10 protein-coding genes are annotated in these 13,465 nt (G+C 35.9%); 6 read left to right on the top strand and 4 right to left on the bottom strand.

What is annotated here, in order from left to right:
- Positions 1 to 4 precede the first annotated feature (4 nt).
- From IQ247_RS27940 to IQ247_RS27930, 3 genes are all read right to left on the bottom strand, one after another.
- Positions 5 to 1,876, bottom strand: a complete 1,872-nt coding sequence (locus tag IQ247_RS27940) for a sensor histidine kinase (protein ID WP_193924974.1) — start codon at positions 1,874 to 1,876, stop codon at positions 5 to 7.
- 131 nt (positions 1,877 to 2,007) lie between these two features.
- Positions 2,008 to 3,831 carry a bifunctional serine/threonine-protein kinase/formylglycine-generating enzyme family protein gene (locus tag IQ247_RS27935; RefSeq protein ID WP_193924973.1) on the bottom strand — a complete coding sequence of 608 codons (1,824 nt, stop codon included), beginning with the start codon at positions 3,829 to 3,831 and terminating at the stop codon, positions 2,008 to 2,010.
- Between the two features lie 826 nt (positions 3,832 to 4,657).
- Complete coding sequence (locus tag IQ247_RS27930; RefSeq protein WP_193924971.1) at positions 4,658 to 6,406, bottom strand: ABC transporter ATP-binding protein; 1,749 nt, start codon at positions 6,404 to 6,406, stop codon at positions 4,658 to 4,660.
- Between the two features lie 352 nt (positions 6,407 to 6,758).
- Between IQ247_RS27930 and IQ247_RS27925 the strand changes: the two genes are divergently transcribed.
- The 4 genes from IQ247_RS27925 (at position 6,759) to IQ247_RS27910 (ending at position 10,953) form a co-directional block, all read left to right on the top strand.
- Positions 6,759 to 7,376, top strand: coding sequence for an NUDIX hydrolase (locus tag IQ247_RS27925; protein ID WP_193924970.1), 618 nt, complete (start codon positions 6,759 to 6,761; stop codon positions 7,374 to 7,376).
- A 138-nt stretch (positions 7,377 to 7,514) separates the two neighbouring features.
- A complete protein-coding gene (locus IQ247_RS27920) occupies positions 7,515 to 8,669 on the top strand; it encodes a protein kinase domain-containing protein (RefSeq protein ID WP_193924969.1) in 1,155 nt (384 codons plus the stop codon).
- Positions 8,670 to 8,902: 233 nt separating this feature from the next.
- The gene (locus tag IQ247_RS27915; protein WP_193924968.1) at positions 8,903 to 9,583 is read left to right on the top strand and encodes a hypothetical protein; all 681 of its coding nucleotides are present in this window, start codon (positions 8,903 to 8,905) and stop codon (positions 9,581 to 9,583) included.
- Positions 9,584 to 9,729: 146 nt separating this feature from the next.
- Positions 9,730 to 10,953: a proton extrusion protein PcxA gene (locus IQ247_RS27910; protein WP_193924966.1), complete on the top strand. Its 1,224-nt coding sequence runs from the start codon at positions 9,730 to 9,732 to the stop codon at positions 10,951 to 10,953.
- Positions 10,954 to 11,140: 187 nt separating this feature from the next.
- Here IQ247_RS27910 and IQ247_RS27905 read toward each other — a convergent pair whose 3' ends face one another.
- Entirely contained in the window at positions 11,141 to 11,443 is a 303-nt protein-coding gene (locus IQ247_RS27905; RefSeq protein WP_193924964.1) for an acylphosphatase, read from the bottom strand.
- A gap of 125 nt (positions 11,444 to 11,568) precedes the next feature.
- Between IQ247_RS27905 and IQ247_RS27900 the strand changes: the two genes are divergently transcribed.
- The gene (locus IQ247_RS27900) at positions 11,569 to 11,976 is read left to right on the top strand and encodes a DUF1823 family protein (RefSeq protein WP_193924962.1); all 408 of its coding nucleotides are present in this window, start codon (positions 11,569 to 11,571) and stop codon (positions 11,974 to 11,976) included.
- 516 nt (positions 11,977 to 12,492) lie between these two features.
- The gene (locus IQ247_RS27895; protein ID WP_322745589.1) at positions 12,493 to 13,350 is read left to right on the top strand and encodes a reverse transcriptase N-terminal domain-containing protein; all 858 of its coding nucleotides are present in this window, start codon (positions 12,493 to 12,495) and stop codon (positions 13,348 to 13,350) included.
- The last annotated feature ends 115 nt before the right edge of the window (positions 13,351 to 13,465 follow it).

The raw sequence follows: 13,465 nt of genomic DNA, 5'->3' as shown, positions 1-13,465 counted from the left end.
CTCCTCACTCTCCTTGCTTAACCGGAATCTCAATGATAAATTCCGTACCTTTACCAAGTTCCGATAAACAGTTCAACTCTCCGTGGTGTCTATCCACAACAACTTGATAACTAATTGCTAATCCCAAACCAGTCCCTTTACCGACTGGTTTTGTTGTATAGAAGGGGTTGAACATTTTTTCGCGTACTTCTTCTGTCATACCCAAACCGTTATCGACAATATGTATAGCTATGCGCTGAGAATTTAAAAGTTTTGTCGAAATACTAATTTGGGGAGTTACAAATGGGTTATTTCTATTGATATATAATTTTTCTTCTAATACATCAATAGCGTTAACAAGTATATTCAGAAATACTTGATTGAGTTGCCCTGCATAGCATTCTACGAACGGTAATTTACCATAATTTTTAATCACTTCAATTTCGCAACGTTTTGGTGTTTCTTTCAGACGACTTTTAAGAATCATTAAAGTACTTTCGATACTTTCATGGATATCAACTTTCTTGTAATCTGCTTCATCCAAACGGGAAAAAGTACGCAGTGACAGTACAATTTCTCGAATGCGTTCGGAACCTGTTTGCATTGAGGAGAGAATATTTGGTAAATCTTCTTGTAAGAATTCTAATTCGACGTTTTCAATTTCCTGTTGGATGACTTCTGTGGGATTTGGATATTCTGATTGATAAAGTTCTACCAGATGTAATAAATCTTCAAGATAATCTTTAGTATATTCAAGATTGCCGTGAATAAAGTTAACTGGATTATTTATTTCGTGAGCGATACCCGCTACTAATTGTCCTAAACTGGACATTTTTTCTTTTTGTATCAGTTGGGTTTGAGTATATTGCAGTTCTTTGAGGGTATCTTCTAAGTCTTGAGTTCGTTCTTTAACTGTTGTCTCTAAACTCTGATTATAAAATTCTAATTTTTCTCTAGCTTCCCTTTGCTCTTTTAATAAATACTTAACTCGTATAATTAATTGATTAAGAGAGTTTGTTAATACAGCAACTTCATCATTTGTCGTCACAGGTATTTGTAAATCAAAATTTGATTTTTTAGTTATTTCTTCGGCAGTTTCTGTTAAATTTTGAATCGGTTTAGTGATGGTTTTAATCGTGTAATATGCTAAGATGATTGCCAGTGTAACAGAGATAAAATCGGTGAGGAAAACGATAAAACGGCGGGTTCTCAGCGCTTTTACTAAACCTTCATCAGCTTCTTTGTCTCCTTCTTCAGCTGCTTCACCTAATTCATTTAATTTATCCGAAATAGTATCAAATTTTCGAGCTAAAGAACTGTTACTAAAATTCAATAGTAATTTTTCCGCTGCTTGGATTTGTTCTGGTGATTTAAGATTCGGCACATCTATCTGTTGGATCAATCTTTCAACCTCTTGAAAGTATAGTTCTGGTACACCTTCATAAGTTTTCAGTAATTGAAATATTTTCTGAGAATGTTCTGGATATTGTGTAACATTTTCCCGATTAAAAGACTCAAGTTCATCCCAGCTTTCTATGGCATCCGACTTGTGATTGAGAAAATGAGTGTATTTTTTTTCTAGTTCTTTGGGCTTTTCCAACAATGAAATCAACTGCTGTTGATGGATTCTAGCTTGTAAAAAATCAAATTTTAGTTCATTGAATAATTCGACTTCTTCATCTACATATCGTTCTTTTTCCACAGATATTAGTTGATAATAATCACCAATAAGCGTTCCGCAAAATGAACCTAATACACCAACACCAATTGCGATCGCGTAACCAAAGCCGATTTTTTGTCCAATATTCAGATAACGAAACCAAGAGATAGCTTGGAATACACTTTGATCAGAAACAGTAAAAAATTTCTGATACTTCTTTTCCGGATAGTCATTCATAAATAAGTATATTTAAATGTTTTAATTATAGATTTCCCAAATTTAGATCAATTAATTATAAATTCAATTAGATATTTATAAAATTTATCAAATAATCATAAATGTGAGGGAGGGATGGAGAGAGTTAGGAGTTAATCGTTGTTCAGCGCTAATCGAAAACCACATATTCTCAAACCTCCTTCAGGTTCATTCCAGCTACGACTAGCGCTACGACAACTTTCTGGGCTGAAACTCCATGAACCTCCGCGAAGTACTCGACGATGTATATCTCCCCCAAATTCCCAAACTGTTCCGTCTGTGGGTGCATCATAATAATTTTTATGCCAGGAGTCAGCGCACCATTCCCACACTTGCCCGTGCATATCGTATAATCCAAAATCATTAGCTACAGCAAAACTACCTACGGGTGTTGTTTGTTTGTAATGTTTTCCTATTGCTTCTATGGGATGGTAGTTGTCAATATTGCAGTTTACTAATTGAGCGTTGAGACTTTTACCAAAATGAAACGGAGTACTAGTTCCCGCTCGACAAGCATACTCCCATTCTGCTTCACTGGGTAAACGATATTCTCGTCCAGTTTTTTCTCGTAATCTGGCACAAAATTCCTGTACTTCGTACCAAGATACATTTTCAACAGGTAAATTTGCACCTTTAAATTTTGATGGGTTGGGATTTAAACAACGATTGACTTGTGGTAATGATGCAACAGCTTTCCATTGAGTTTGGGTAACTGGATATTTACCCATAAAAAAAGGTTTTAAAGTCACAATATGTTGGGGAAATTCGTCTGTATTCCCTTCATTTCTTGGTGAACCCATGATAAAGCTACCACCGGGAATTGATACCATTTCCAAAGTTACTTCGCTGCTCAAATTTTCGCTAAAAAAGTTCGCTTTACTACACCAACGCTTAATTTCTTTACCTGCTGCGTCTACTCTGACTACATTAAATTCAAAGGTTTGTAAAGCCGGTAATATTGGTTGTGTTGGTGAAACAGGTAGGGGAATTGTTGAAATTACGGGTACTTGCTCCGATGGCAAAGAATTCAAATCTTCGAGTACTTTTAATGCCGATTGATATCTATCTTTGACTAAATGTTGCAGCAATTTATCTAAAATTCTTCCTAATTTTTCGCTAATTGCAATACCTTTTGCTTGCAAAATATTTCGCCACAACCATTCACCATTCATGGCATCATAAAGACGGTCATGAAATTGTCCGCTATCATCTTGCATAGGTAAACATTGAGTTAACAGCCGTACACAAGTAATACCCAAAGCATATAAATCGCTTGCAGGAAACACAAAACCCGCCATTTGTTCGGCTGGTGCGTAACCAATGGTATAAAGTACAGTGGCTTGTCTTGCTAAACTAGTTTGGGTTACTTGTTTTGCTCCACCAAAGTCAATTAATACAAGTTTGTCATCAATTTTGCGACGAATAATATTTTCTGGTTTAATATCACGGTGAATTACATTATGAGAATGAATAAAGTCTAAAACTGGTAATAAATCCGTTAGAATTCCTCTAATTCTTTGTTCGTCAAAAGTAAAAGAACGAACTTCATCTAACAGAGTTTGCCCTTCAATAAATTCTTGCACTAAATATAAACTTGAACCTTGTTCAAAGAAAGCCAATAATCTCGGTATTTGCCAATGATTTTCTCCCAAATCGTATAAACGAAATGCTTCTTCTCGAAATAATTGAGCGGCTTTAGCTCTTGCTGAACTTCCTTGTACTTGAGGGAAAAACTGTTTAATTACACAAGGAGCATCCAATCTATCTACATCAACCGCAGCATAAGTTTTACTAAAACCACCTTCTCCTAATACCTTTAATACCCGATAACGGTTTCTCAAAAATTTACCAAAATTGCTACTTCCGCAACTGATACAATGTTTATTTCCTTCTACATTAAAAGGATTTGAGCAATTGGTTTCTTGGCAAATTAACACAATACTTATATTGGTAGGGAGTAGGGATTAGGCAGTAGGAACTAGGGAATAGGGAGTAGGGAATAGGGAGTAACTGTAATTAAAATTAGGGGTTTATATCAGATATTCGCAGTTAATTTTTCCTCAGTTTACAGGCTTTTTCAAATTAAAGAAAATAAATTTACACATTTGGTATCCTCGCTTTTATATATCTTTTTTTGCGATTATGCGATTAATAGTGCGTTTCATTAATTATCAGCCAGTTTTTAGTAGTGGGAGCGTCTCGCTCCCTATTTATAACTGGCTTCCTCTATAAAGCTAGCTCCCTATATATTAGAAAATAAGCTGTTAGGCTCGCAATGTTAAACGACTAGTTAATGATCATTACTAATCTACAATATTCAATGATTTACACTTTGATATTCCTGAACGCGATCGCAATTTACAAAAGTAACATTTATGTCAAATTCTATCAGTTACTCTTAGCAAAATTTCCGAACACTTTAGACTAAAAAAACTGAAATTGAAAATAATAAATCTGACAAAAATCTGAAAGAATAAAAAAGCTCGCTATAATACCAAAAATTAGAAAAAATCCATTACTACATCAAAAACAAACAAACCCTTCTGGAGGAGGTTTGGGGGAGAATCCCCCAACGTCTTGGTTTTGTTTACGACAAAAGTCTTAATCAGCCAATTAAACGGCAATGGGATTTATCAAATATATATCCTTTCAACAAAAAATATTAAAATAAAACCCTAATTTGTGTCAACAGTAGTAGGAATAGTTGATGGCTCAAAACAAAAGAAACATACTTACAATCCTGGTTTTAACTAAATTCAATGTCTAATGCAGCAACTCTTCTACCTGATGCTGACTCCATAAATTTCTGTAAAGACCGGGTTGTTGCAAAAGTTCTATTTGAGTACCAGTTTGCACAATTTTACCTTTTTCCATCACTAAAATTCTATCCGCAGCCGCAGCCGCAGATAATTGATGGGTAATGAAAACAACTGTTTTACGTTTGGTACCGCTAGAGAGATTTTTTAAAATTTGTGTCGCTGTTTGATTATCTACGCTCGAAAGTGCATCATCTAAAATTAGTACCGGAGCTTCTACCAACATTGCTCTAGCTAAAGCTGTACGCTGTCTTTGACCACCAGAAAGTGTAATTCCTCGTTCACCTACAAGAGTGTTGTATTGCTGGGAAAATGTGCCGATTTCTGAGCTTATTTGTGCTAATTCGGCGACATTCTCAACTTCTTGTTGTTCTGCTAAAGGGTCGCCATAACGAATATTATTTTGAATGGTAGTACTAAATAGAAAGCTTTCTTGGGGAACGTAAGCAATCGCATCCCGTAAATCTGTTAACGCGATTTTGGTAATATCGACTCCATCTAAAAACAATTCTCCTTCATTAATATCTAATAAACGCGGTAAACAATTCGCTAAGGTGGATTTACCCGAACCAATTGCACCGACAATCGCGATCGTTTCTCCTGGAAAGATATGAAAATTAATTTGATCTAATACCAGAGTTTCCGAACCTGGATAAGCGAATGTTAAGTTTTTTGCGGTTAATTCTCCTTTAATCTGATTTCGTGTTATGCGAATTGCATTATTGTCATCTTTGATTTTGGGTTCGACATTGAAAATTGATTCAACGCGATCGACACTAACTTCACCACGCTGATAAGCAGTAATTGTAAATCCCAACAAAGCAGTAGGAAATACCAGACGTTCAATATATATTAATAACGCTACAAAATCCCCTACATCCAGACTAGAACCGATTCTACCCGCTCCTATCCAGATAATGATCAACGAACTGATGTTAACCAATCCCCCAATTAAAGGAAACAAAGTATTTCGCGTTTTTGCTAATTTCAAATTAGCTTTTAACAGCTTTTGATTTTGTTTACCAAAAGCGCGACGTTCGTTTTGTTCTTGAGCGTAAATTTTGATTAAGGAAATACCGCTAATATCTTCTTGAATTAGGTTGCTGACATCCGAGAGGTTTTCCTGTACCTGCGTTTGTTCATTGCGGAGACGTTCGCTGAATAGCATTACCACAAGAAACATGATTGGATACAGTGATAATGAGGCTACAGTTAATTCTACATTGATTGAAAGCATTACAGGTAAAGTCAGCGCAAAAGCAAAAATACTATTTGCAAAACTCAACACCACAAAACCTAACAACCGTCGAATATTATCAACATCACTCGTAGCCCGACTAATTAAATCTCCAGCCGTATTAGTGGCAAAATAAGAAGGCTCTAATTGCAGTAAATGTTCAAAAATTTTTTGTTTAAGATCGTACTCAACCTGTCTTCCCACACCAAATATCCAGACACGGGAAGCCATCCGCATCAGCCACATTGAAGAACTCAATAAAATAATCAGTATGGAATAGCGGATTATTTCTCCGTAGTTGAAGTTTACCGAAAATTTATCGATGCAACCGCGAATTAGTAAGGGGATGTAAGCCCCCAAACCATTAACAATCAATAAAGCGATAATACCCAAAGTCGCATCTCGCCAATAAGGACGTAGATAAGCAACCAGTTTGATAAAGCGTCGTGATTCTGACATTCGAGTAATTAATTACCAATTATCAATTATCAGTTATTCATCAATAATTATCAATGAATAGATTGTGCTAGTACTCAGTGTCATTAGTTATGATGGGTAATAAATAAATCGGTAATTCGTAGTGCGTTGCTGGAGCCTGCCCCGTAAGAGACATAGCATGACGCGATAGCCTCATAGAGCTTACCGGAAAGCTCGCTATTTACCACCAGGAAGCGAGACGCTCCCACTACGAATATATTCTACTCTTCATCAATATAGTGGACTACTAGACACGAAAACCTAAGCTCAGCTATGCTGGCTCTACCGCAAATTACCTATAATTATCAAAAATTATCAAAAATTCAGTAAACCAATGCAACCCAAATGGTTAAAATGGGCGCAGCAAATTCAAGCTATTGCTCAAAAAGGTTTAAATTATTCTACAAATCCGTTTCAAATTGAAGATTACAAATTATTACGTGAGATTGCTGCCGATATCATCTCTAGTTATTCTCAAATCGAACAAAGCCAAATTTTAGATTTATTAGTCAAGGAAATCGGATATCCCACACCTAAAGTTGCTGTACGCGGTGTGGTGTTCAAAGAAAATACTTTATTATTTGTCAAGGAACGTTCCGATGGTTGTTATGCTCTACCCGGTGGATGGGCAGAAGTTGGCGAATCTCCAGGGGAAGTAGCTATTCGAGAAATTTTTGAAGAATCGGGTTATCAAACCCGCCCCGTCAAGTTACTGGCTGTTTACGACATCAATAAGCAAGGATATCCACCTCATCCCCACGGTATTTATAAACTGTTTTTTCAATGCGAAATTATTAGCGGTTCACCAATATCAAGTATTGAAACCGAGGAAGTAAAGTTTTTTGCTGAAAATAATATTCCTCAATTATCTACCACAAGGGTAACACCAGCACAAATTACCAGGTTTTTTCAGCATTATTATAATCGGGATTTACCTACAGATTTTGATTAATTAATGTTTAACAAATTCCAGATAATTCAATAATCTCAAATCAAAAATTGCTTTATGCTTGACAAATCTTAAAAAAACACCATATATCTGAAACAAGGCACAATAGAGATATATGAGAGCATTCAATGCCTTTGTAAAATGAGTTACTGCCTTAATCCGAGTTGTCCGAATCCGCAAAATACCAATAGTGAAAAGTTTTGTTTGAGTTGTGGCTCTAAATTACTGCTCAAACAACGTTATCGTGCGATGAAACCTATTGGACAAGGTGGTTTTAGCAGAACTTTTTTAGCTAGAGATGAGGATAAACCGTCTTTTCCTAATTGTGTGATTAAACAGTTTTATCCGCAAGCTCAAGGTACGAGTACTTTACCTAAAGCGATTGAATTATTTAATCAGGAAGCGATGCGTTTGGATGAGTTGGGAAAACACCGACAAATTCCCGAACTTTTGGCATATTTTACTCAAGATGATCGACAGTATTTGGTGCAAGAATTTATTGATGGGTTAAATTTAGCTCAAGAGTTAAATCAAAATGGTGTTTACAACGAAACTCAAATTCAACAATTATTAAATGAATTGTTAAGAATTTTGCAATTTTGTCATCAAAAACAAGTTATTCACCGCGATATTAAACCCGAAAATATTATTCGTCGTCACAATCCTCTTAAGATGAGGGGACAAATTGTCTTAGTAGATTTTGGTGCTTCCAAAGTTGTTACTCAAACTTCTATACATCAAACGGGTACGAGTATTGGTACTCCTGAATATGTAGCACCAGAACAAATGAGAGGTAAAGCACTTTTTGCTAGCGATATTTACAGTTTGGCAGTTACTTGTATTCATTTATTAACAGCGCGATCGCCATTTGATTTATACGATATCAATAATGATGTTTGGCTGTGGAGAAATTATCTGAAAGTTAGCCTGAATGACAATTTGGGTAGAATTTTAGATAAAATGTTGGCAACAACTCCCGCACGTCGTTATCAAACTGTGGATGATGTATTAACAGATTTGAATTCTTTACCTACTTTAATTTCACATCCTGGAGCTGTTAGAAAACCAGTTCAAACATCATCTAATCCAATTCCATCTACGATGATTTCAAGTTCTCAAAGTCAAATAGATCAGGAATTGGAGGAAATGAAAACTATATTTATGAAAGGGAATAAATCTAATAATAATAGTTCCAATCCACCTGAACAAAGTACACAAAAATCAACAAAAAATAGCAAAATAGATGATGAATTGGAAGAATTGAGAGCAAAGTATCAGAATAATAACAATTCCTAGAAAATTAGGCATTGAAAATTGAATATTTGAAATTAAACATAATTAAATTATTAATTATTGATTATTTCTAACTCCAAACTCCGGTACAGACGTAGCAATGCTACGTCTCTACAACTCTTAACTTTTAAATTTTATTTTTATTTTTATTTTTCAGTATTGTTTCCCTTATGACTTGATTTCAGTTAAGTTAGCATGAATAAATTAATTTATAATTTATTTAATACGCTAATCTGATGATACAAGCAAAACTTTTTTCTTTGGGTTTAGTAGTGACGCTACTCGGTTGTAACCAATCTCCTGTAGCGAGTCAAACGACTAATCAAATAGAAACACAAACTGCATCTCAACAACAAAATTCTTTTAAAATTGCAACTACAAAAAATAATAAGCAAACTAAATCGGGTAAACAGATTGGACAATTGATTGACTGCGATAACGATGGACAACAAGATGATGCACGTATAGATTACAATGATGATGGAATTCCCGACGAGTGCATTCTTGGTAATGAAGACTCACAAACGCAAATTGATGATAGTTCCTATGAAGCTGCAATTAATTCTTTAGAACAATTAACTCAAGATTGTCAAGAAAGTACAAAAACTCAGCAATATAATAACTATACTGTTTGTCAGATTAATGGTAAACCTGTAAAAGCCAGCGAATCTAATGCTGAAATAGGTGATGGTTTAGGATTTTGGTTTGATAATGGTAAGGTTATCGCATTTCAAAGATTTCATAATGGAGAATTGTTCATTTTTGATAATGACGGTAATCTTAAATCAACATTTGCTGAGAATCCAAATACTGGCAAACTAGAAAATTTAGCAAAAATTCCTGATGAAGAACGTAAATTAGTTAACGAAATCCAACAGAATGGTTATCAGGATATTTTTCAAGTTTTTAATCTTTAACTGATGATAATTTTATGAATAATTAAGAGTTTTTTGTAATAATTAATTTTTAATATAGCCTTGAATTTAACTTCAAGGCTCATTTTCTAAAAAAAGATATCAGCGTTAAGGAATTATTTGATAATTATTTTATTAATTAAAATTATATGAGTAAACACAAAACATCGTTTTTTCGCAAAATTCAACAGAATTGGTTTTTAAATACACCCCAAAGAGCGCTGTTATTAGCTTACGAAGCTGCTTGGAGAATTCGAGATATCGAGGAAAAACATTTTAATGGTAGAAAAATATCTTCCGAATCTGCCGAATATACTGCAAGTGTTCTATCTTATTGGCAATCTTTACTTGAAAAAAATTTGAAAATAATTAATTTGAGGTTAGCAGAGTTTCAGCGAAGTCATTCTTTATTAAAGATATCCGATCAAACATTTATAAGCAGATTAAAATTTATTGATGAGGTAACAGCAAAATATGCAATTAATCGAGAGTTTACTTCGCGAAGATTAACAGTTAATTCCAATTCAAAGCTTGAAAATACATCTGATTTAGATGAAATAGAAGTAAAAATTGCTCCTCGAAAAATAGGTTTATTTCCAGGTTCTATTACGAGAAGTTTGCAAAAAATTATTAGAGAGTTATCTCCCCAAGCAGAAAAACAAATTATTCAGGATTTTCAATTTTCTAGTAAGAGGACAAAAACAGCTTTAACAATTTTAGCTACTCTAATAATAGTACCTTTTTTCACTTACTTACTATCAAAACAACTATTAATTTACCCGATAGTAGAGCGTGTGAGAAATGATGCTACTGCCGATTTTTTTATGAATAGTCATATACAAAATAAAGCATTACATGAATTCAAATTTTATCAAGACAAATTAAAATTTGACCAATTAACTCTTCAAGCTCCACCATTATCATCAGAAGTCATACAGCAAAAGAAAAAAGAAAAAGCAATTCAAATAGCAGAAGAATATCATCGCCAAAACAACAGTGCTATTAGTAACGTGTTCGCTGATTTAATATCATTAATTGTATTTGCATTAATAATTGTTACTAGTAAAAGAGAAATCGCAATATTAAAATTATTTATTGATGATACAGTATACGGACTTAGCGATAGTGCTAAAGCCTTTTTAATTATTTTAATCACAGATATATTCGTCGGCTTTCATTCACCCCACGGATGGGAAATTATTCTCGAAGAATTCGCACAACACTTAGGAATTACACCCACAAGAAACACCATATTCATATTTATCGCTACTTTTCCCGTAATTTTAGATACTGTCTCTAAATACTGGGTATTTTCTTACTTGAGTCGTATTTCACCATCAGCGCTAGCTACATTTAAGGAAATGAATGAATAATTATAGGACTTAGCAAAAAAGGCATATTTTGTTGTAGGGTGCTGTGACACTTCGACTAATTTTTAACATAATAATAAGGCTTGTGGTGTCACGCACCAACGCCCGTCTTGTGACACTTGCGGCTATTCCTGAATTATTAATAATCAATCTAGAAGTCGGATTTCTTAGAGAAACCCGACTTCTCTCCTCACTCATGACTCCTGATAATTTCAAATCCTTGCAAACCCTCCGCTTCCGAATATTTAACTTGTACATCCGTAACGATCGCCTTAATTGAGCCATCATGACACCAGCGAATCATCTCTTGTACAACTTCTGAAGCACCTTCAAAAACGGCTTCTACACGACTATCGGGAAGATTTCGTACCCATCCATTTAAACCCAACTTCTTCGCTGCATTCATCGTAGAGTAACGATAGCCTACCCCTTGAACTTTACCGGATATCAATGCATGGGCGCGAGTTTGTTTTGGTAGAGTAGAATTTGACATAGGTATCATCAATACATAAATATTCTTTTTAGTTTATTTTGTCCGATCAAATGCTAATTTATAGACTATTGAATAAGAATTTGGAAGTTAACACCTTAAACATAATCCAAAATCCAAAATCTAAAATGGAACTACCGTCTCTCAACACCGATACAATTTGGGCGATTCTCAAAGAAGAAATTGATGATACCACAGTCAACAAGTTGGTATGGCACTATTTGGGTTATCGCTACGATGAATCTACAGAGAAATGGGATACAAGTAACGTGTCTGAAGAATGGCGTACAGAATATCCTGAACCACCAGATTTTATCGCTAACCGTCCCCCAACCGTCAAGTTGACTCGTTCGATTCCCAAGGAAAATAAACAAATTGTTAAAGAAAAACTGGGTTTTACAGGTTACAAAATAGGCGAATTTAGCCCCAGGGAAACACGTAGAGCTACCGCTGCAAATTGGTTATTAAGCTATGTCACTGACTCAACCAAGACAGGGATTGAGCTTGCAAGAAACGTGCGATTCGTTGTTAAGTGAATCTCGGTAATCAACCCGTAAATAACTTAACCAACCAGCAATGGTTGAACTTTCAGAAAGATGTAGGTGAAAGCCCTACCAGCAAGGTTCATGCTTGACTCCTTATCTGCCCACACCGAGTAAGTTCGTTTCTTACAGAGTGAAGCTGGGAACAGGGCGCAACCAGACTACTGTTATGGGTGGACACTGGCGCTAACAGGGAGTTCCTACGGTAAAACCGATGCCTAAAAAAGTAACCCAGCAAGAAGCGGGACATATCCTTAGAACCCGACTTTATCGGAGCAAATCCTGCCGTATACTGTTTCTAATAACGGTAAGAACCTGGGAGTCCGATGGTTAAATTGGCACTACCTAACGGAACAATCAATCATCTGAAGGAACGAATAAAAACAAATCGAAGGTCACGGGGACGGTCGAACCCCGTGTAGGTAAGACGAGATACGGAACTCCTCCGATTTGGGTAGGATGCGGCGTAATTGCTGCAAGGTATTCAGAAAACACTTAAAGGAATAGAGCATGATTAGGCACAGTCACGGGACTAGTGAATCTTGGAAGACGTTACCTTGGAAGAAATTCCGACGTGACCTATTCCGCCTACAACGTAGAGTGTTCAAAGCTGTTAGGGCAGGAGATAAGCGAAAAGCTTTGTCTTTGCAAAAACTGATTCTGAAATCTTCTTCGGCTAGATTCCTGGCAATACGTCAAGTAACACAGCTAAACGCTGGTAAAAAAACAGCAGGCATCGATGGTAAAAAGTCTCTTACATTCAAAGAGAGGTTTGAACTCGAAGAACTGCTTGGAACATTAAGCAATAACTGGGTACACAAGGGATTACGGGAAATTCCAATCCCTAAAAAGGATGGAACTACCCGAATACTCAAAATCCCGACTATAGCGGATAGGTGTTGGCAATGCCTCGCCAAATATGCTCTAGAACCAGCACACGAAGCAACATTCCATGCCCGGAGTTACGGGTTTAGAACGGGACGTTCGGCACATGATGCTCAAAAAGTCTTATTTCTAAATTTAAACTCTAACGTCAACGGAATTAAAAAAAGAGTAATTGAACTCGATATTGCGAAATGCTTCGATAGGATAAGTCACACCACCATTATGGACAACCTCATTGCCCCTAGAGGCGTAAAATCTGGTATATTCAGATGCTTAAAAGCAGGAATAAACCCGGAATTTCCAGAACAAGGTACACCACAAGGTGGCGTGATAAGCCCTCTGTTAGCCAATATTGCACTCAACGGGATTGAAAGTGTTTTTAGATACCACAAAAATGGATTCAAAATCACAGACAAAACCCCGGAAAGCTCAATCATCGAACCATCTATTCGGTACGCCGATGATATGGTAAGTGCGACCTGAAAGTCGCACGGGAGAGTGGAAGACTCGTAACAACTTCCCAGGCAAGTGTCCAAACGCCTGTGTCCGTCTTCTCACGGCATCAAGAGTAATCCGGGTGTCGCACAGCGAGAAGAAA

It is taken from the genome of Plectonema cf. radiosum LEGE 06105, assembly GCF_015207665.1.
GTDB lineage: Bacteria > Cyanobacteriota > Cyanobacteriia > Cyanobacteriales > Nostocaceae > Rivularia > Rivularia radiosa_A.
Note: the sequence above shows the minus strand (reverse complement) of the source record. Positions and strands in the feature narration are given on the sequence as shown.

Excerpts from the sequence above, each read along its gene's own strand:
- IQ247_RS27940 (WP_193924974.1), bottom strand. The coding sequence starts at position 1,876 with ATGAATGACTATCCGGAAAAGAAGTATCAGAAATTTTTTACTGTTTCT.
- IQ247_RS27930 (WP_193924971.1), bottom strand. The coding sequence starts at position 6,406 with ATGTCAGAATCACGACGCTTTATCAAACTGGTTGCTTATCTACGTCCT.
- IQ247_RS27920 (WP_193924969.1), top strand. The coding sequence starts at position 7,515 with ATGAGTTACTGCCTTAATCCGAGTTGTCCGAATCCGCAAAATACCAAT.
- IQ247_RS27910 (WP_193924966.1), top strand. The coding sequence starts at position 9,730 with ATGAGTAAACACAAAACATCGTTTTTTCGCAAAATTCAACAGAATTGG.
- IQ247_RS27900 (WP_193924962.1), top strand. The coding sequence starts at position 11,569 with ATGGAACTACCGTCTCTCAACACCGATACAATTTGGGCGATTCTCAAA.
- IQ247_RS27915 (WP_193924968.1), top strand. The coding sequence starts at position 8,903 with ATGATACAAGCAAAACTTTTTTCTTTGGGTTTAGTAGTGACGCTACTC.
- IQ247_RS27925 (WP_193924970.1), top strand. The coding sequence starts at position 6,759 with ATGCAACCCAAATGGTTAAAATGGGCGCAGCAAATTCAAGCTATTGCT.
- IQ247_RS27895 (WP_322745589.1), top strand. The coding sequence starts at position 12,493 with ATGATTAGGCACAGTCACGGGACTAGTGAATCTTGGAAGACGTTACCT.
- IQ247_RS27905 (WP_193924964.1), bottom strand. The coding sequence starts at position 11,443 with ATGTCAAATTCTACTCTACCAAAACAAACTCGCGCCCATGCATTGATA.